This is a genomic window from Amycolatopsis sp. NPDC005232, from assembly GCF_040607795.1.
Lineage (GTDB): Bacteria > Actinomycetota > Actinomycetes > Mycobacteriales > Pseudonocardiaceae > Amycolatopsis.
In genome coordinates this window covers 131,194-148,924 of sequence record NZ_JBEXHL010000008.1, presented here as the reverse complement: position 1 = coordinate 148,924, position 17,731 = coordinate 131,194, and the positions used below count along the sequence as shown (strand labels likewise).

The following is a 17,731-nucleotide window of genomic DNA, read 5'->3' as shown; positions in this document are numbered from 1 at the left end:
CGCAGCGGCCCCGCGGCCGTGCTCTTCGCTCGGCGCCTCACGAACGCGGAGAGGAGGAGCCATGCCTGAGCAGTTCTCCCGCTGGGGTTTGCAGCTCTTCGGCTGCCCGTGCTCCGTGTGCGGCCGCCCGGCCGAGCGCCTGTGGTTCCTCGCCGACAGCCGCGTCGTCTCACACCCCGGCGGCGGGCCGCTGTGCCGGCTGCCGAACCCGCAGACCGACGAAGACGTCTCGGCGCCGGTTGTCTCGCGAGGAATGAGTGCGGCGTGACCGAGTACGTGGGACCGCCGAACTGGTGGTCGAGCGATCGGCTGCTGGGCTGGGACGACTTCGACCTGCGCGGCCAGGCGGCGCGGCTCGGACTGCCGACCGGCTGGCTGCTCGACCGGGCCGAGCGCGGCTCGGGTGAAGGCGTGCCACAGCGCGCCGATTGCCAGGGAATCCCTGGCGGACAATGAAAACCGGGACGGACCGCCGTCCCCGCAGCTGCCCGGCCGAGGTCGTGTGTCCCCCGCCCCGCGACGTCGGCCGGGTTCCCAATTCGCGAGTGGCGATGCGGGTTCCCGCACCGGCGGACATCACGGCCGCACCCAGGTCTCGTTGGGCACGACGGCGAGGTCTTCGAGGTCAAGCGGTTCGCCGGAGTCGGTGTGGGGCGCGACGCTGACGGGTTTTCCCGAGCCGCGCTCGACGATCCGGACCGGGCCGCCGTCGGGCTGCAGGTGCTTGTCGGCCCACTGCATCAGCGCGAGCACGACCGGAAAGAGATCGCGGCCCATCGTGGTGAGCACGTATTCGTCGCGCGGACGTGAGCCGGGCTCGCGGTAAGGCTGCTTCTCGAGTGCGCCGAGCTCCACGAGCTGCTTGAGCCGGGCGGCCGCGACGCTGGGGGAGAGGTCCGTGCGGTCGACGAACTCGTCGAAGCGCGTCGTGCCGTAGAAGGCCTCGCGCAGCACGAGCACGGTCGCGCGGGCGCCCACGACCTCGATCGCCTTGGTGATCGAGCAGTTCTCGGCCAGCCAGCCGCGCCGGTCGGTCACCGCGCCCTCCAGTGTCATCGCCATGCGGTGAGTCTACCCCTGGGTTGCGATTGCCGAAGTCAGCTGCGTAGAGTCTGACTTCGACCATTCGAACCCAGCAGGGGGGATTACCGATGCAGGCGGACTGGACTTACGCGACGGCCGGCGAACTGTCCGCCGCTCTGCGCGCGGGCAAGGTGAGCGCGGTCGAGCTGACGGAGTCGGCGATCGCGCGCATCGAGAAGTACGACCCGGAGCTCAACGCGGTGTGCGTGCGCGACTTCGACCGGGCGCGGGCGGCGGCGCGGGAAGCCGACGCGGCGCTGGCACGCGGGGACGACCGGCCGCTGCTGGGGATTCCGGTCACGGTCAAGGAGTCGTTCAACGTCGCCGGCCTGCCGACCACGTGGGGCATCCCGCCGTTCAAGGACTTCGTCGCGGCCGAGGACGCGCTGCCGGTCGCGCGGCTGAAAGCGGCGGGCGCCATTGTGCTCGGCAAAACCAACGTCCCCTTGGGACTGGGGGATCTGCAGACCTACAACGCGATCTACGGCACCACGAACAACCCGTGGGATCCCACGCGGACGCCAGGCGGCTCGTCCGGGGGCTCCGCCGCCGCGCTCGCCGCGGGGTTCGGCGCACTGTCGATCGGGTCCGACATCGCGGGCTCGCTGCGTGCTCCGGCGCATTTCACCGGTGTGTACGCGCACAAGGCGTCGCAGGGAGTGCTGCCCTCGCGGGGGCACACGGCGCCGCCGAACCCGCCGTTGCCGTCCGAAAAGGACCTCACCGTGATCGGGCCGATGGCCCGCACCTCGAGCGACCTCGTGCTGCTGCTCGATCTGCTCGCCGAGCCGGATCCGGTCACGACACCCCGCGGTGCCTCGAGGAAACTTCCGCCTTCACGGCGCACCGCGCTCGCCGACTACCGCGTGCTCGTGGTCGAGGATCATCCGCTGATGCCGACGTCTTCGAGCGTGCGGGCCGGAATTCGGCGGGTCACCGACGTATTGACTCGTGCCGGCGCCGTTGTGGAGCACGACAGCCCGCTGCTGCCCGATCCGGTGGAGGCTGCGCGGACGTTCGTGCTGCTCTTCGACTCCGTCGTCGGGGCGAGCTATCCGCCGCCGGTCTACGAGCAGTTCCGCCGGCGTGCCGCCGAGGTGCGGCCCGAGGATCACAGTCTCGCGGCGGAACACCTACGGGGCACGGTGATCAGCCACCGCGACTGGCTCGCGGCCGACGCGGTCCGTCAGCGTCACCGTCAGGCTTGGCGGGAGCTGTTCGAGGAGTTCGACGTCGTGCTGTGCCCGGCCATGCCGACGCCGGCGTTTCCGCACGACCACAGCGAAGACCAGTGGGGCCGCCTGATCGCGGTCGACGGCGTCGACCAGCCTTACCCCGGCCAGCTCGTGTGGGCCGGGATCGCGTCGATGCCCGGGCTGCCGGCCACCGTCGCGCCGGTGGGGCTGTCCGACGAGGGGCTGCCCGTCGGTGTCCAGCTGGTGGGGCCGATGTTCGAGGACCACACCACGATCCACCTCGCGGAGCTGCTGGAAGCCGAGCTCGGCGGGTTCACGGCGCCACCTCGGGGTTAACCGCCCAGGATTGACTTCGGCAGTCGCCGGTTCCTAGACTCCTTCAGGTGAGAACGGCCGTTCTCACATGAAGGAGGAGGGAGTCGTGGACGTGACGACACAGCAGGTCCGGTTCGAGCGGCTCGCCGAGCACGATTACCTCGTCAGCGTCCCCAGTGGAGACGACGAGGTCCTGATCCGGCTCAGGTCGGACAACGCGACCGTGTCCGAGCTGGAGTTCGGCGGGATCGAGGAGGAACGGCTGGTGCGCGCGATCATGGCGTACCTGCTCGCGCGCCAGGACGCGGACGACCTGCCGGGCGAGCTCGACCTGGAGGACGTCGCCGCGGCGTACGACGATTTCGGTCCGGTGGTCCGCGGCTCGCTCACGGAGTGAGGACCAGGCGGCCGCGCAGACCGCCGGCCCGGAACTTCGGGTAGACGGCCGGCGCCTCGGCCAGCGGGGTGGTGCCGGCGCGGCGGGCTTCGAGCACTCCCTTTTCGGTGAGGGCGAGCATCCGCGTCAGGGCGGCGGCGTCGGGGAACACGACTGCGGAAGTGACGTCGATGCCGCGTTCGGGCGCGGGTTCGCGGCCCGGGAAGATGCCGACGTACGAACCGTTGGCGCGGACCGGCGCCAACGCGGCCTCGTTGAGCAGGGCGGTGTCGAACACCGCGTCGACCTCGGACGCTTGCGCCAGGTCCGTGACGATTTCGCGCGCTCCGGCGCGGGTCAGGAACTCGGTGTCCGACGCGCGGGCGAGGGCGATGACCGACCAGCCGTCCTGCGCGGCGAGTGCCACGACGTAGCCGCCGACCCCGCCGGCCGCGCCGGTGACCAGCAACCGCCGTCCTGCCGCCGGGCCGAGGTGGGCGAGAAGTTGTGCTGCCGTCAGGGAATTGCAGGGCACGGTGGCGGCGTCGAGGAGGTCGACACCGTCCGGCACTACGGCGGCGTCTTTCGCCGGCACGAGCACGTACTCGGCGGCGGCACCCGCGACGGCGTGGGGCGCGTGCGGGAACTGCAGAGCCGCGACGCGGTCGCCCACGGCGAACTCGGTGACCCCGGGGCCGACCTCGTCCACCACACCCGCCACGTCGAGCCCGAGCCCGACTCCCGTGTGGCCGCTGTCGATCACGTGGAGGTCGGCCGGGTTCACGGCCGCGCCGGCCATCCGGATCCGGAGCTGCCCGTCCGCGGGGTGGGGATCGGGCAGCTCCACGACCTCCGGCTCGCCCGGGCTGGTGAGGATGACCGCACGCATGACGTGGTCCTTTCTGGCGGATCTGCCGGTGCCGGCGGGCTCGCCGGGCGTATACTCGACGTCGGCCGGAGCACTGCTCCGGTGCACTTCAAAGCTACGGAGCAGTGCTCCGTGACGTCAAGGTGGGAGGGCTCGCGTGACCAAAGCCACGCAGTCCGAGGTGCCGCGCAACCGGGAGCTGCTGCTGGCCGCCGCGCGCGAGGCCTTCGCGGACCAGGGCACCGACGCGTCGCTACGGGACGTCGCCCGGCGGGCCGGCGTGGGCATCGGCACGCTGTATCGGCACTTCCCGACCCGGGCGGCGCTGCTGGAGTCCCTTTTGGACAGCAACTTCGCGGCGTTGCGCGCGCGGGCGGAATCGCTGGCGAGTAGTCCTGACCTCGCGGCGCACGACGCGTTGCTCACCTGGCTGAACGAAATGGCGACGGGCGTGCGCACCTACCTGGGCCTGCCGGAGTCGATCATGGCGGCGCTGGCGGACGAGGACTCGGCGCTGCACGCATCGTGCGCCGCGATGCGCTCGTCCGCCGGGCAGCTGCTGGCCCGCGCCCAGGAAACCGGCCGCGTGCGCGCCGACATCACGGTCTACGAGGTGATCTCGCTGGCACTCGGCCTGGCCTGGGCGGCCCAGCAACCCGGCGGCACCTCGGACCTGGTGGAACGCCTGCTCTCCACGGCAATGCACGGCCTGGCGGTGCCGGGCTGACCAGTCGGCGGGCGGGTGCTTCGGCCGACGTGCGCCGGGTCGGCTGAGCCGTGCCCGCCGGGCCAGGGGCGCCGAGTCTGCCGACCAGTGCCGAGCCCGCCGAGCGGCACCGGACCGACGCGGCTGGCCGTGAAGTTCTGCCTTCCGGAGAAGGGAAACCCGTCACGATGAGCTGGGTCGCCAGCCCCCGCTCTCGACGCCGCGCAGGCGCCGCGGGTGCTCCCGCCCGTCGTGGACCTGCCGGAACCCCGCGGCGCCTCCCCTGAAGAACCGACCGGGATCAGCGCGAGCTGACCGCCGGGGTGTAGCCGACGTCGATCACGTCCGGCAGGCCGGCCGGGCGGCGCTTGCCGGTGAGTACGGGGTCGAAGTCGTTGCGGCCGTTGAGGAAGCGCTGGAAGAACGCGGTGACGTAGGCCGAGGTGACGCGCGCTGCCGGGTCTCCGTGAGCTGGGGCTGGTCCTGCTGCGGGCCGTCGGGGAACTGGGACGCGCACGTGCCCGGGCGGGTGCCGGGGAGGGCGTCGTCGTGGCTGCCGACCTGGTGGCCGCTCGGGGACCATTCGGTGTTGTAGCTGTCGTGGTTGCCGCCGGTGAGCGTGTAGCGGTAGATCGGGACCTGGTTGGCGCCGGAGTTGCCCGCGAAGTAGTTGCCGGTGTTGACCTGGTCGCACGTGCCCCACATCTGGGCGAACGGGACCTGCGTGACGGGCTCGTCGTTCCAGTTGTCGGTGGGCGCGAGGGCGAACACGGCCTTCACGGTCACGCCGGCGGGCCAGTCGCCGTGGCGCTGGTCGGCGGCCTGCTGCAGGACTCCGCCGCCGCCCATCGAGTGGCCGAGGGTGCCGACGTCACCCATGTTCAGGTGGCCCTGGAAGCCGACGTTGCGCGGTTTTCCGGTGGCCGGGTCGGTGAAGTGGCCGTGCAGGGGTCCCTGCCCGTTCGAAGCCAGCTGCTGCCACAGGGTGAGCTGGGCGTTGAGCAGCGCCGCCCGCGTGTAGTAGACGGTCGGCGCCTGGCCGGCCGCCGTCGCGTTGATCCCGTTGGTGCCGATGGACACGACCACGAACCCGAGCTGCGCGAGCTGCCGTCCGAGGTACTCGTAGCCGGCGTTGCTGGGCATCGGCGGCACGCCGGGGGCGCAGGGCCACGTCCACATCCGCGCGGACGTCTGCTCGACGATCTTCTGCTGCCGCGCCGCTTCCGCGTCGTCGCCGGCCTTTTCGGCCGCTGCCAGGGCGGCCTGGGCCGCGGTGTTGGCGTCGGTCGCCGCGCGGTCGGCGCAGGTCTGCCAGGAGCCGTGTTCGATCATGATCAGGGGATGGGTGCCGGCGGAGACGTCGGAGGGGTAGTAGACGACGCCGTCGAGCTCGTTCTTGCCTTCGTTGCCGAGGTCCGCCGGAGGCGTGAAGGCCTGGTCGCCGAGGTGGTAGGTCACCGTCTCGACCCGGCGGGCGTCCGCCGGGTTCCCGGTCGCCACCGCTGTGCCGGATCCCGCCACGATCGCCGCGACGGCGAGCACCGTCGTCTTCATGATCAGCCGCATGGGCGGGGACGGTAACCGAAGATTGTCAGGAACCCGTTTGTTCAGCTTACTCAGACCTCTGAGAACGATCATTCTCACTGTGTTGTACGTTCGGGTGGCTCCGGCCAAGTGGGCCGGTTGGCGAGGGGAGTGGCATGACCGGCCTGCTCTCGGGCGTTTCGAGCCCGGAAGACGTGCGGCGGCTGAGCTTCGAGGACCGAGTGGCGCTGTGCGGTGAGATCCGGGAGTTCCTGATCCGGACGGTGTCGGCGACCGGTGGGCACATCGGGCCGAACCTGGGTGTCGTCGAGCTGACAGTGGCGCTGCACGCGGTGTTCGACTCGCCGGCCGAGCCGATCCTGTTCGACACGGGGCACCAGACGTATGTCCACAAAGTCCTCACCGGCCGGCGCGAGGGCTTCGAGCGGCTGCGCCAGACCGATGGGCTGTCCGGCTACGCCGCGCGCGCGGAGAGCGAGCACGACTGGATCGAGAACTCCCACGCCTCCACGGCACTGTCCTACGCCGACGGCCTCGCGAAAGGCCTGGAACTGCGCGGCGAGCGACGCTGTGTGGTCGCGGTGACCGGCGACGGCGCCCTCACCGGCGGCATGACCTGGGAGGCGCTCAACAACATCGCCGCGGCCCGGCGACCGGTGGTGATCGTGGTCAACGACAACGGCCGCTCGTACTCGCCCACCGCCGGCGCGCTGGCCGACCGGCTCGCCAAGCTGCGCCTGCAGCCGGGCTACGAACGGGTGCTGGACTCCGTGAAGGGGGCGCTGGAGCGGGCGCCACTGGTGTACGACGTGCTGCACGGCGTGAAACGCGGGGTGAAGGATCTCCTGGCGCCGCAAGGGATGTTCGAGGATCTCGGGCTCAAGTACGTCGGCCCGGTCGACGGCCACGACCTTGCCGCGCTCGAACGGGCTTTCACGCTGGCGAAGAACTTCGGTGAGCCGGTGCTCGTGCACGCGGTCACGCGCAAGGGCCACGGCTACACGCCCGCGGAGAACGACGACGTCGAGCAGATGCACGCTCCGGCCGCCTTCGACATCGCCACGGGACGACCGCTGGCCGCGAAAAAGCGCACCTGGACGTCGGTGTTCGCCGACGAGATCACCGCGCTGGGCGCCGAGCGCGAGGACCTCGTCGCGATCACCGCGGCGATGCGCGAGCCGACGGGCCTGGGCAAGTTCGCGCGCGCGTTCCCCGAGCGCTTCCACGACGTCGGGATCGCCGAGCAGCACGCCATGACGTCCGCGGCCGGCCTCGCCTCCGCCGGCGCGCACCCGGTGGTGGCGCTGTACTCGACGTTCCTCAACCGCGCGTTCGACCAGCTCCTCTTCGACGTCGCGCTGCACCGGCTGCCGGTCACGCTCGTGCTCGACCGCGCCGGCGTGACCGGCGCGGACGGGCCTTCGCACAACGGGGTGTGGGACTACGCGTTGCTGGGGATGGTGCCGGGGCTCGTGCAGGCGGCGCCTCGGGACGAAGCGACGTTGCAGGCCGCGCTGCGGGAGGCGGTGGCCCATGACGAGGGTCCGAGTGTCGTGCGGTTCCCCAAGTCGCCGCTGGTCACCAGCGTGTCGGCGATCCGTCGCGAGGGGGACGTCGACGTCCTGCGGGAGTCCGGCGAAGGTGACGTCGACGTCCTCGTCGTCGCGATCGGCACCATGGCCACGGACGTTCTCACCGCGGCGCCGGGAATCGCCGACGCCGGATTCACGGTTCGCGTGGTGGATCCCCGATGGGTGAAGCCGCTGCCCGCCGCGCTCGTTTCCCTCGCCGGCGGCGCGGGTTTGGTGGTCACCGCGGAGGACGGCGTGGTCGCCGGGGGAGTCGGCTCGCGGATCGTGCAGCAGCTCCACACCGCCGGCGTCGACACCCCGGTCCGCGAAATCGGCGTGCCGGACGAGTTCCCGGCCCACGGCAAACTCGACGACGTGCGGGCTCGCCTCGGCCTGTCCGCGCAGGCCATCCGCACCCGGATCACCGAGTGGGGCGCCGCTCTCGCGGTGTCCACAGAGGAAACCACCGCACCGTCGGCCTGACGGCTGCCGCCCGCGCTCAGGACTGGGCGCGGGCAGCGCCGCGGCGAAAGCGGCCGGGCGTTTCGGCGCCGAGGATGATCTCGGCCGTCCGGCGGGCCTCCGCCGCCGGGGTGGCGGTGCGCTGGACGGCTGCCGCGGAGACCGCGCCCTCGGCCAGCAGGTACACGGCGGTGCCGGCCTCGCGGGAGAAGCCGGCGTCGGTGACGATGCCGGACAGCAGCTTGCGGAACTCGCGCTGGTGGTGGTGCACCTCGGCGGCGACCGGCGGGGTCGTCGCGCCGAGCTCGCCGAACGCGTTCATCCACGGGCAGCCGCGGAAGTCGGCCTCGCAGAACCAGCGGTGCAACCAGGTGAAGATCGCGGCCACGCGGGCGTGCGGCTCGTCGGCCTTGGCCACGAACTCGGCGATGCTGCCCATCATGCGCTCGTGGCGCCGCCGCAGGAAGGCGACCACGAGGTCGTCCTTGCTGGGGTAGAGCTGGTAGATCCGGCGCAGCGGCAGGTTCGCCGCGGTCCGCAGCCGATCCATGCCCACGGCCTGGATGCCCCGCGAGTAGAACACTTGCTCGGCGGCGTCGAGCAGCTGCTCGCGGACGGGGTCTCGGAGTTCCTCGGCGCTGGTCACGGCACCTCACGTAAGCGGACGTTGACGGTCGAAAAAGTGAACCCTAGACTACCAGCACCGTGAGAATGAACGTTCTCACCGACGATGAGGACACCATGGACTGTCCCTCCGGGGTCGAAGCGGGCCGGGAGATCCGGGACGCGCTGACCCGAGCAGCCGCCACCGTGCTCACCTCGAGCCCCGACGGCACCGTGACCCGCACCGGCGAAAACCTGCTGCGACGGGCGCGTTCACTGGCGGGCCGGCTCGTCGAGCGCGGGCTGACGGGCGCGACGGTCGGCCTGTCGTTCCGCAACAGCGCGGCCGCGCTCGAAGCGTTCATCGCCACGGAGCTCGCCGGGGCCACGCGCCTGCCGGTCGAACCGTCGGCGGCGACGGCCGAAACCCGGGCCATCTTCGACGCGGGCGGCGCGCGGGCGGTGCTGACCGACGGCCACCACGAAGAGGTCCGTGACAACTCGGCCGGCTGGACGAGCACCGCGCTCGGCGCGGCGACTCTCGTGCACCACGACGCTTCGCCGTCACCCGGCCCCGAGTGGTTCGACCGGGTCTTCGTCAGCCCGGACCAAGCACTGGTCGTCTATCCGCGCGCGGTCCGTGGTGGCGAGCTCTTCGGCATCCCCACCAGCTACGCGAACTGGCGCGCCATCATCGAGATCAACGTCGGCCTCTACCGCACCGGCGGGTACGGCCCGTCGCTCGCCGCCGACGAGCGCTACCTGACCGTGGTCCAGCTGATGCACGCGACCGGCCTGGTCGGCAGTTTTCCCTTCCTGCACCTCGGTCTTCCTCAGGTTCTGCTGCCGCGCTTCTCCGCCGGCGCGATGGCCGAGGCGATCGAACGGCACAGGATCACGACGCTGTTCGCCGTTCCCGGCATGCTGAGTCGGGTCGCCACCGCGGTGGACGATCCCGGCCGGCTGGCTTCGCTGCGCCGCGTCCTGTACGGAGGCGCGCCGGTGGAAGAAGCCGAGCTCGCCCGCCTGCACCACGTCTTCGGCGACACGCTCTACCAGCTCTACGGCCGCTACGAGGCCGGCTGGCCGCTCACCGTCCTCACCCCCGGCGACCACCGGCGCCTGCTCGACCACGACGCGCAGGTGACCGGGACGTGCGGCCGTCCGATCGACGCCGTCGACCTGCGGATCGTCGGTGGCGAAGTCCGGACCCGCGGCCCGATGGTGTCGTCCGCCTTCGCGGACGCGGACGGCTGGTGCGGGCTCGGCGACACCGCGGAGCTCACCGACGCCGGCTACCTGCGCCTGACCGGCCGGCTCGACGGGATGATCAACACCGGGTCCTTCCACGTCTACCCGGACGAGGTGGAATCGGTCGTTCTCACGCACCCGGCCGTCACCGCCGTCAAAGTGACCGGGGTGGCCGATCCGCGGTGGGGCGAGGCTGTCGCGGCCTACGTCGTCGCCACGGATCCGACTGTGGCCACGACGTTGCGCGAGTGGCTGCGCGATCGCCTCGCGCCGTACAAGGTCCCGACGGTGGTGCACGTCGTGGATCACTTGCCGCACCACTGATTTCCCTGGGATTCGGGGCCGGGTGAACGGTCCGATTCCGAGGCGTAGACTGATGCCGAGCACTGAGAACGATCGTTCTCAACGAACAGGAGCTGGATCGAAATGGCGGGCACGGGCGTCGACGAGGAGTCCCCGGTGGGGTTCGGGGTCAACGAGTGGCTGGTGGAGGAGCTGTACGACCGGTATCGGCAGGACAAGACCTCGGTGGACCGTTCCTGGTGGCCGGTCTTCGAGAACTACCGGCCGGAGGCGGACACCCCGAGCGCCTCGCCGACGCCGAAGCCTTCCACCCCGCCGACACCCGGCGAGCGACCGGACGGCGACGTCACCGTCCTGCGCGGCACTGCGAAAACTCTGGCGTCGACGATGGACGCCAGCCTCACCGTGCCCACCGCCACCAGCATCCGCACGGTGCCGGCGAAGCTCCTGGTCGAGAACCGGATCGTCGTCAACGATCACCTGCGCCGCACCGGCGGCGGCAAGGTCAGCTTCACGCATCTGCTCGGCTGGGCGCTGGTGCAGGCCGTGAAGCGGTTCCCCGGCCAGAACGTCCACTACGCCGTGGTCGACGGCAAACCGGCGGTCGTCACGCCCGAGCACGTGGGCCTCGGCATCGCCATCGACCTGGCGCGCCCCGACGGCCGACGGACGCTCGTCGTGCCGGTGATCAAGGCCGCCGAGACGCTGACGTTCGGCGAGTTCCTGGCGTCGTACGAGGACCTCGTCGCCCGCGCCCGCGGCAACGCGCTGAAGGTCGACGACTTCGCCGGCGTCACGCTGTCGCTGACCAACCCCGGCGGGATCGGCACCGAGCACTCCGTGCCGCGCTTGACCCAGGGCCAGGGCTCCATCATCGGTGCGGGCGCGCTGGAATACCCGGCCGCGTTCAAAGGCGCGAGCGCGCAGTGGCTCGCTGACAACGGCATCGGCAAGACGCTGACTCTCACCAGCACCTACGACCACCGGGTGATCCAGGGCGCGGGCAGCGGCGAGTTCCTTCGCCTGGTCGAGGAACTCCTCCTGGGCGAGCACGGGTTCTACGACGACGTCTTCGCCGCGCTCCGGATCCCGTACGAGCCGCTCCGCTGGGCCTCCGAGGTCACCGAACCGGTCGACAAAACGACCCGGGTGCACGAGCTCATCGACGCCTACGGCGCCCACGGCCACCTCGTCGCCGACACGGACCCGCTGGAGTACCGGCAGCGCGCACACCCGGACCTCGACCCGGCCACCCACGGCCTCACCCTCTGGGACCTCGACCGCGAGTTCGCGACCGGCGGCTTCGCCGGCCGCGAGCGGATGGCCCTGCGTGACATCCTCGGCCTGCTGCGGGACGCCTACTGCCGCACGCTCAGCGTCGAGTACACGCACATCCAGGACCCCGAGCAGCGCCGGTGGCTGCGCGAGCGCGTCGAGCAGCCGTTCGCGAAGCCCGCCCATGACGAACAGCTGCACCTGCTCGGCAAGCTCACCGAGGCCGAGGCGTTCGAGACGTTCCTGCAGACCAAGTACGTCGGCCAGACGCGCTTCAGCCTCGAGGGCGGCGAGTCGGCGATCGCGCTGCTCGACACGATCCTGGGTCGCGCGGCCGGCGAGGGCCTGGCCGGCGCGACCATCGCGATGGCGCACCGCGGCCGGCTCAACGTGCTGGCCACCATCGCCGGCAAGACGCACCGCCAGATCTTCGACGAGTTCGAGGACAGCGGCGAGGCCGGCGACGGGTCCGGCGACGTGAAGTACCACCTGGGGACCGAAGGCGTCTTCACCGCCGCGGATGGCGCTGAGCTGCCGGTGTACCTGGCGGCCAACCCGTCGCACCTCGACGCGGTCGACGGCGTGCTGCTCGGGGTGGCCCGCGCACGCCAGGACCGCAGCGGCGACGGCAAGTTCTCGACGTTGCCGATCATCGTCCACGGCGACGCGGCGCTCGCCGGCGAAGGTGTGGTCGCCGAGACGCTGCAGATGTCGCAGCTGCGCGGCTACCGCGTCGGCGGCACGATCCGCATCAACATCAACAACCAGGTCGGCTTCACCACGTTGCCGCAGGACGGGCGTACGTCGGTGTACTCGACCGACGTGGCGAAGACGATCCAGGCGCCCGTGGTGCACGTGAACGGCGACGACCCCGAGGCCGTCGTGCGCGCCGGGCGGCTCGCGTTCGCCTACCGGCAGGAATTCGGACGTGACGTGGTGATCGACCTGATCTGCTACCGCCGCCGCGGGCACAACGAGGCCGACGACCCGTCGATGACCCAGCCGCGGATGTACGCCGTGATCGAGGCCAAGCCCTCGGTGCGCAAGCTCTACACCGACGTCCTCGCGCGGCGAGGCGAGCTCACCGAGGACGAGCTCGCGGCGGCCGAGCGGGATTACCGGGAGCGGCTGGAGCGGGCGTTCGCCCAGACCACTGTGGACGGTGCGGCCGCTGCTGCCTCGGAGGTCGGGCCTGCTGCGTCGGCGCGACCGACCGCGATCTCCGACGTCACGGTGAAGCAGATCACCACGGCGTTCACCGATGAGCCCGCGGGCTTCACCGTGCACCCGAAACTCGCGCCGCTGCTGGCAAAGCGGGCGGAGATGGGGGAGAAGGGCGGCATCGACTGGGCGTTCGCCGAGCTGCTCGCGTTCGGCTCGCTGGTGCTCGACGGCGTGCCGGTGCGGCTGGCGGGCCAGGACAGCCGGCGCGGCACGTTCGTGCAGCGGCACGCCGTGCTCCATGACCACGTCACCGGACGGGAGTGGACACCGCTGGCGGACCTCGGTGAGACGCAGGCGCCATTCCGGATCTACGACTCGCTGCTGAGCGAATACGCGGCGCTCGGGTTCGAGTACGGCTACTCCGTCGAACGGCCCGACGCGCTCGTGTTGTGGGAGGCGCAGTTCGGCGACTTCGTGAACGGTGCGCAGGTGATCGTCGACGAGTTCGTGAGCTCGGCCGAGCAGAAGTGGGGCCAGTCGTCGTCGGTGGTGATGCTGCTGCCGCACGGGTACGAGGGCCGCGGGCCGGACCACTCGTCGGCGCGGATCGAGCGGTTCCTGCAGCTGTGCGCAGAGGAGAACCTGATCGTGGCGCAGCCCTCGACGCCGGCGTCGTACTTCCACCTGTTGCGGCGCCAGGCTTTCGCGCCGTTGCGCAAGCCGCTGGTGGTGTTCACGCCGAAGAGCATGCTGCGGCTGCGGGCCGCGACCAGTGCCGTCGCGGACTTCACCGAAGGTGCCTTTGCTCCGGTCCTCGACGACCACCGCGATCTTGGCCCCGGTGCGGTCGAGAAGGTGGTGCTGGTGTCGGGCAAGCTGTACTACGACCTACTCGCGCGGGCGGGCGCGAACGTCGCGCTGGTGCGGCTGGAACAGTTCCACCCGTTGCCGCAGGAGGAGCTGACGCGGGTGCTGTCCCGTTACCCGAACGCGGAAATCGTGTGGGCGCAGGAGGAACCGAAAAACCAGGGTGCGTGGTCGTTCCTGCGGGGCGAGCTCGAACTGCCGGCCGGCAAGCGGCTGACGGTGGTGTCGCGGCCCGCCGCCGCGTCGCCCGCGACGGGTTCGCACCACCGGCACCAGAAGGAACAGGCCGAGCTGGTGCGGCGGGTGCTGGAAGGCTGAGCGTCAGACCTCGGGGAGGATCCGGCCGTCTTCGAGGACGTTCGCGCCGGGGATCTCGGTGAGGAAGATCGCGACGCTTTCCTTGGCGTCGCCGGTGATCGCGCACCAGTCGTCGGCCAGCCGGTGCAGCAGCCGGGCCCGCAGCTCCGGCGGCCGGCCGGCGCGGATGAAGCCGACCAGGCGCGGGCCCGTCACCGGCTCCCCGGCGACGAAGATGCTCCCGGGAGCGACTTCGGTGAACGAGCAGTGCACGTAGACCTCGGGCGCCCCCGTGACCTCGGCGTGGACTTTCGTGACCGCCGCGGCGACTTCGGCCCGGTGCTTCAACGTCGCGCCACCGCTCGGGACAGTGAACTGGTAGAAGGGCATCGTTGTCCTCTCAGCGGCCGGGACTCGAATCGAGTCTGACTCTAGGGGGCGGCCGCGGTGCCTGCAACCAGGTAAGACTCAGAAGTTGTCTTACTCGGGCTTGTCCTACGATGGTCGCCATGAAGCACGACGAGCTCCAGGACGTCTACTGCTCCGTCGCCCGCACGTGGTCGGTGATCGGCGAGCGCTGGACGATGATGATCCTGCGCGAGTGCTTCCGCGGCGAGCGGCGCTACGACCACTTCCGCACCAAGCTGGGCCTCGGCAGCAACGTGCTGAACGACCGGCTGCGCCTGCTCACGGCGGAGGGCGTCCTGGACCGCGTGCAGTACCAGGACACCCCGCCGCGGCACGAATACCGCCTGACGGAGAAAGGCGCGGACCTCTACCCGATCCTGCTCGCCGTCATGTCCTGGGGCGACAAGTACCAGAACGAGGTCCCGCCGGTCCGCCTCCACCACCGCGACTGCGGCCACCCCGCCGACCCCCGCCCGACGTGCGCGCGCTGCGGCGAGCCGGTGGGATGGCGGGATCTGACGGCGGAGTTCGAACCGGGAGCTTGGTGAGCGTGCCGCCGCGAAATTCGGTGGTCCGCAGGTGCTTTACCGTGCTCGAATGCTCTCGATGACTGATGCTGACTATCGTCGACGGCAGGCAGAACGGCGCGCTGCGGTCCTGGAACTGCCCACCCTCCGGCTCCGGCACCACACGAAGATCCTTCCACCGCAAGAAGGAGACGTGCGCGTGGCGGCGTCGATCGGTCCCTCCGGCGAGGCCGTGGCGCTGTGGGCGGCAGCGGGCGACCTCGCGGCGTTGAGGTCGACGACCACCCAGACGGGCTGGGCCTCGTTTCCCGATCCCTTGGCGCCCAAGGCAGTCGCGGCCCGCGTGAGTGTGCACGCGCCGGACGCGATCGTCACCACGAGGATCGCGTGGCTTCCGGTGGCGCATCCCCACGTGCAGCCGATGCCCGACGGCCGGACCCTGATCGTCGGCGCTCGCTCCCGGTGGCGCAAGGACGGCCCGGACCGCAACGCGATCGTCTACGACGCCGACGGGACGCCGGTGATCGAACAGACCCTGGGCGACGGCATCGAGCACGTGGTCGCGACGCGCCGGGGCGAGATCTGGGTGGGGTACTTCGACGAGGGCGTCTTCGGAAACTACGGCTGGGGTGAGGAGGAAGCCGACGAACCCGTCGGAGTTCACGGGCTGAACCGCTTCTCCGCCGATTTGACCCTGACCTGGCGCTTCCGCCCGCCCGACGATCACGGGTCTTGGGGAATCAGCGACTGCTACGCCCTCAACGTCGACGGCGACACGGCGTGGACCTGCCACTACACCGACTTCCCCCTTGTGCGCATTCGAGACGGTGAGGTGACCGGTTGGCACAACGAGGTCGGCGGCTCCCGCGCTCTTGCCGTCGCCGGCTCCAGCGTGGCGTTCTACGGTGGTTACGGCCCTGAGCACGACCGGCTCGTCGTCGGTGTCCTCGGCGACGATCGCGTGCACGTGACCGGCGAGTACCGTCTGGTCCAGCCGGACGGACACGACCTGCCCGCCGCGGCCGGCGTCGTCGGGCGCGGGCCGGACCTGCACGTTCTGCTCGACCACGACTGGCTGCGGCTGGCCGTCGAGGACCTCCCCGGCGAGGGGCCGCGGTAGCCGGCTGTCCGGCGAAGACGTCACGACGCTTCCGCCGCGGGAGCCGGCGCGGGTTCGGCCGCGGGCACGACAGGACGCCGCACCAGGCCGAGCTTCCCGGCCACCACGTAGAGCACAAACCCCACCACGAGCGCCGTGATCGCCGGACTGCCGAATCCCGCCAACGCGCCCGCGAGCGACGCCAGCACCCACACCACCAACGCCGCCGGGACCCAGCGCGGGGCGTCCGGCGGAAGCTCGTCGGTGGCGCGTCCCCGGTCGAGCAACGGCCGGCACGAGCGGACCACGAAGTACTCCGCCAGCATGATCCCGGCCACCGGCGGGAAGATGTACCCCAGGGCCGCCGCGTACGAGGTGAACCAGTCGAGCGCACCGAACGCCGCCGTGACGCTGCCGACCACGCCGACCGCGATGGTCACCGCCGCGCGGTGGACCTTGCGGTGGAAGATGATCTCGACGAACGACACCAGCGCGAGGCTGGCGCTGTAGAGGTTCCAGTCGTTGATCTTCACGGTGCCCAGCAGGATCACCAGCACGCCGACCCAGCCGACGGACGAGACGATGATCGCGATGACATCGCTGGAACCCGCGGCGTGCGCCAGCAGCACGCCGGCCAGGCCGATCACGTACTCGCCGAGGGTGATGCCCACGACGGTCTGCTTCACGACGTCGCCGACGGACCGGTTGAACCGCGCCATGTCGGGCGTGATCACGGCGCCGGTGATGAACGAGCCGGCGACCAGGGCGGCGCCCTGTGCGAGGGTCATGGCCGGGCCCGGTGGAGGAGAGGCGGCCAGGTCCGACAGCGAATGCCGCGACAGCTCGGTGCCGACGGACCACGCCACGAGTGCGAGGAACACCGGCACGGCGAGGTAGGCCGTCCACGCCATCGACGTCATGCCGTAGACCACGATGCCGGTGACCACCAGGCCGAACACGATCGCCCACGCCCACAGCGGCAGGCCGCCGAGCAGGGACAGCAGGCCTTGCGCCGAAACGCCCGACTGGACGCCGAACCCGATGGTGATGGACAGCCCCAGCACGAGCGACAGCAGCGCCGAGCCGCCGGTGCCGAAGCCCGTCCACCGCGCCAGCAGCGCGGTCGGCAGTCCTTCCCGCACGGCGATCACACCGACCAGAATGGACACGAGCTCGATCACCAGCGCGCCGAGCGTGAGCGCCCAGAACGCGGTCCAGAAGTGCATGCTGTACCCGAGGGTCGCCCCGATCAGGAACTGGATCAGGGCCGAGAGCTGGCCGAACCGCTGGACCGCGATCCCGAACCAGGAACGGCGCGCGGTGAGCGGCACGCGCGCGAGGGAATAGTCGTCAGAACCCGCCGAACTCATGACAGCCTCCAAGGCCGGCTCGATGTGGTGGATCCCCCCTGGGATGGTCGGAACTCAAGGCTGGTGCGGGACGCCCTCGGACAGGTGCGCGTGCACGACCTTCCAGTCCCCGTCGACGCGGCGCAGCACCGCGGTGAAGCGGGCGTCGATCACGCCCTCGTCGAGCAGGTCGACCCGCGGCGAGTCGAAGATCCACGCGAGGTCACCGTGAACGAACCCCTGTGGGTCCGAGACCAGCACCTCGCGGGGCTGGTACTGGCGCAGGTGGTCGAGGAACTGCGCCAGGGTGAGCGCGCCGTCGGGACCTGAGGCGACGGTGTGGACGAAGTCCTCGTCCTCGGTGTGGGAATGCTTCGTGATGAACTCGACGTCACGCCGGTGGCCTGCGGCCAGCCAATCCTTGACCAGGTTCACGACTTCGTCAGGCGCCTTTGCCATGGGGTAC

Annotated in this window: 17 protein-coding genes; 10 read left to right on the top strand and 7 right to left on the bottom strand. The window is 70.9% G+C overall.

Going from position 1 to position 17,731, the window contains the following annotated elements; all coding sequences use genetic code 11:
• The first annotated feature begins 61 nt into the window (after positions 1-61).
• Complete coding sequence (locus ABZU76_RS17595) at positions 62-268, top strand: hypothetical protein (RefSeq protein WP_354870400.1); 207 nt, start codon at positions 62-64, stop codon at positions 266-268.
• Entirely contained in the window at positions 265-456 is a 192-nt protein-coding gene (locus ABZU76_RS17590; RefSeq protein WP_354870397.1) for a hypothetical protein, read from the top strand. Before ABZU76_RS17595 ends, ABZU76_RS17590 begins: the two co-directional genes overlap by 4 nt.
• 120 nt (positions 457-576) lie before the next feature.
• On the opposite strand, the gene ABZU76_RS17585 is transcribed toward ABZU76_RS17590, so the two are convergent.
• Entirely contained in the window at positions 577-1,062 is a 486-nt protein-coding gene (locus ABZU76_RS17585; RefSeq protein ID WP_354870394.1) for a helix-turn-helix domain-containing protein, read from the bottom strand.
• Between the two features lie 89 nt (positions 1,063-1,151).
• Here ABZU76_RS17585 and ABZU76_RS17580 point away from each other — a divergent pair, with 89 nt between their 5' ends.
• Together ABZU76_RS17580 and ABZU76_RS17575 are read left to right on the top strand one after the other, a co-directional pair.
• Complete coding sequence (locus ABZU76_RS17580; RefSeq protein WP_354870392.1) at positions 1,152-2,615, top strand: amidase; 1,464 nt, start codon at positions 1,152-1,154, stop codon at positions 2,613-2,615.
• A gap of 85 nt (positions 2,616-2,700) precedes the next feature.
• Positions 2,701-2,991 (top strand): hypothetical protein, encoded by a 291-nt coding sequence (locus tag ABZU76_RS17575; protein WP_220240367.1) that lies wholly within the window; start codon positions 2,701-2,703, stop codon positions 2,989-2,991.
• On the opposite strand, the gene ABZU76_RS17570 is transcribed toward ABZU76_RS17575, so the two are convergent.
• Positions 2,981-3,859 carry an alcohol dehydrogenase catalytic domain-containing protein gene (locus ABZU76_RS17570; RefSeq protein ID WP_354870389.1) on the bottom strand — a complete coding sequence of 293 codons (879 nt, stop codon included), beginning with the start codon at positions 3,857-3,859 and terminating at the stop codon, positions 2,981-2,983. The genes ABZU76_RS17575 and ABZU76_RS17570 overlap by 11 nt on opposite strands.
• Before the next feature lie 136 nt (positions 3,860-3,995).
• Between ABZU76_RS17570 and ABZU76_RS17565 the strand changes: the two genes are divergently transcribed.
• Positions 3,996-4,565, top strand: a complete 570-nt coding sequence (locus ABZU76_RS17565) for a helix-turn-helix domain-containing protein (protein ID WP_354870386.1) — start codon at positions 3,996-3,998, stop codon at positions 4,563-4,565.
• Positions 4,566-4,883: 318 nt separating this feature from the next.
• On the opposite strand, the gene ABZU76_RS17560 is transcribed toward ABZU76_RS17565, so the two are convergent.
• Entirely contained in the window at positions 4,884-6,110 is a 1,227-nt protein-coding gene (locus tag ABZU76_RS17560; RefSeq protein WP_354870383.1) for a hypothetical protein, read from the bottom strand.
• A 134-nt stretch (positions 6,111-6,244) separates the two neighbouring features.
• On the opposite strand from ABZU76_RS17560, the gene dxs reads away from it, so the two are divergent.
• The gene (gene dxs, locus ABZU76_RS17555; RefSeq protein ID WP_354870381.1) at positions 6,245-8,143 is read left to right on the top strand and encodes a 1-deoxy-D-xylulose-5-phosphate synthase; all 1,899 of its coding nucleotides are present in this window, start codon (positions 6,245-6,247) and stop codon (positions 8,141-8,143) included.
• Between the two features lie 16 nt (positions 8,144-8,159).
• On the opposite strand, the gene ABZU76_RS17550 is transcribed toward dxs, so the two are convergent.
• Positions 8,160-8,768 (bottom strand): TetR/AcrR family transcriptional regulator, encoded by a 609-nt coding sequence (locus ABZU76_RS17550; protein ID WP_354870379.1) that lies wholly within the window; start codon positions 8,766-8,768, stop codon positions 8,160-8,162.
• Positions 8,769-8,833: 65 nt separating this feature from the next.
• Between ABZU76_RS17550 and ABZU76_RS17545 the strand changes: the two genes are divergently transcribed.
• Together ABZU76_RS17545 and ABZU76_RS17540 are read left to right on the top strand one after the other, a co-directional pair.
• The gene (locus ABZU76_RS17545) at positions 8,834-10,300 is read left to right on the top strand and encodes a fatty acid--CoA ligase family protein (RefSeq protein ID WP_354870376.1); all 1,467 of its coding nucleotides are present in this window, start codon (positions 8,834-8,836) and stop codon (positions 10,298-10,300) included.
• A gap of 102 nt (positions 10,301-10,402) precedes the next feature.
• Entirely contained in the window at positions 10,403-13,903 is a 3,501-nt protein-coding gene (locus tag ABZU76_RS17540; RefSeq protein WP_354870374.1) for a multifunctional oxoglutarate decarboxylase/oxoglutarate dehydrogenase thiamine pyrophosphate-binding subunit/dihydrolipoyllysine-residue succinyltransferase subunit, read from the top strand.
• Positions 13,904-13,906: 3 nt separating this feature from the next.
• Here the strand turns inward: ABZU76_RS17540 and ABZU76_RS17535 are convergent, their stop codons facing one another.
• The gene (locus ABZU76_RS17535; RefSeq protein WP_354870373.1) at positions 13,907-14,272 is read right to left on the bottom strand and encodes a tautomerase family protein; all 366 of its coding nucleotides are present in this window, start codon (positions 14,270-14,272) and stop codon (positions 13,907-13,909) included.
• 119 nt (positions 14,273-14,391) lie between these two features.
• Between ABZU76_RS17535 and ABZU76_RS17530 the strand changes: the two genes are divergently transcribed.
• Both ABZU76_RS17530 and ABZU76_RS17525 read left to right on the top strand, forming a co-directional pair.
• The gene (locus ABZU76_RS17530; RefSeq protein WP_354870371.1) at positions 14,392-14,838 is read left to right on the top strand and encodes a winged helix-turn-helix transcriptional regulator; all 447 of its coding nucleotides are present in this window, start codon (positions 14,392-14,394) and stop codon (positions 14,836-14,838) included.
• A gap of 178 nt (positions 14,839-15,016) precedes the next feature.
• Entirely contained in the window at positions 15,017-15,937 is a 921-nt protein-coding gene (locus ABZU76_RS17525; RefSeq protein ID WP_354870369.1) for a hypothetical protein, read from the top strand.
• A gap of 20 nt (positions 15,938-15,957) precedes the next feature.
• On the opposite strand, the gene ABZU76_RS17520 is transcribed toward ABZU76_RS17525, so the two are convergent.
• Together ABZU76_RS17520 and ABZU76_RS17515 are read right to left on the bottom strand one after the other, a co-directional pair.
• The gene (locus tag ABZU76_RS17520) at positions 15,958-17,286 is read right to left on the bottom strand and encodes a cytosine permease (protein WP_354870367.1); all 1,329 of its coding nucleotides are present in this window, start codon (positions 17,284-17,286) and stop codon (positions 15,958-15,960) included.
• Between the two features lie 54 nt (positions 17,287-17,340).
• Positions 17,341-17,724, bottom strand: a complete 384-nt coding sequence (locus ABZU76_RS17515; protein ID WP_354870364.1) for a nuclear transport factor 2 family protein — start codon at positions 17,722-17,724, stop codon at positions 17,341-17,343.
• Positions 17,725-17,731: the final 7 nt, after the last annotated feature.

Excerpts from the sequence above, each read along its gene's own strand:
- dxs (WP_354870381.1), top strand. The coding sequence starts at position 6,245 with ATGACCGGCCTGCTCTCGGGCGTTTCGAGCCCGGAAGACGTGCGGCGG.
- ABZU76_RS17520 (WP_354870367.1), bottom strand. The coding sequence starts at position 17,286 with ATGAGTTCGGCGGGTTCTGACGACTATTCCCTCGCGCGCGTGCCGCTC.
- ABZU76_RS17580 (WP_354870392.1), top strand. The coding sequence starts at position 1,152 with ATGCAGGCGGACTGGACTTACGCGACGGCCGGCGAACTGTCCGCCGCT.
- ABZU76_RS17540 (WP_354870374.1), top strand. The coding sequence starts at position 10,403 with ATGGCGGGCACGGGCGTCGACGAGGAGTCCCCGGTGGGGTTCGGGGTC.
- ABZU76_RS17535 (WP_354870373.1), bottom strand. The coding sequence starts at position 14,272 with ATGCCCTTCTACCAGTTCACTGTCCCGAGCGGTGGCGCGACGTTGAAG.
- ABZU76_RS17595 (WP_354870400.1), top strand. The coding sequence starts at position 62 with ATGCCTGAGCAGTTCTCCCGCTGGGGTTTGCAGCTCTTCGGCTGCCCG.
- ABZU76_RS17530 (WP_354870371.1), top strand. The coding sequence starts at position 14,392 with ATGAAGCACGACGAGCTCCAGGACGTCTACTGCTCCGTCGCCCGCACG.
- ABZU76_RS17560 (WP_354870383.1), bottom strand. The coding sequence starts at position 6,110 with ATGCGGCTGATCATGAAGACGACGGTGCTCGCCGTCGCGGCGATCGTG.
- ABZU76_RS17545 (WP_354870376.1), top strand. The coding sequence starts at position 8,834 with ATGAACGTTCTCACCGACGATGAGGACACCATGGACTGTCCCTCCGGG.
- ABZU76_RS17515 (WP_354870364.1), bottom strand. The coding sequence starts at position 17,724 with ATGGCAAAGGCGCCTGACGAAGTCGTGAACCTGGTCAAGGATTGGCTG.
- ABZU76_RS17585 (WP_354870394.1), bottom strand. The coding sequence starts at position 1,062 with ATGGCGATGACACTGGAGGGCGCGGTGACCGACCGGCGCGGCTGGCTG.
- ABZU76_RS17570 (WP_354870389.1), bottom strand. The coding sequence starts at position 3,859 with ATGCGTGCGGTCATCCTCACCAGCCCGGGCGAGCCGGAGGTCGTGGAG.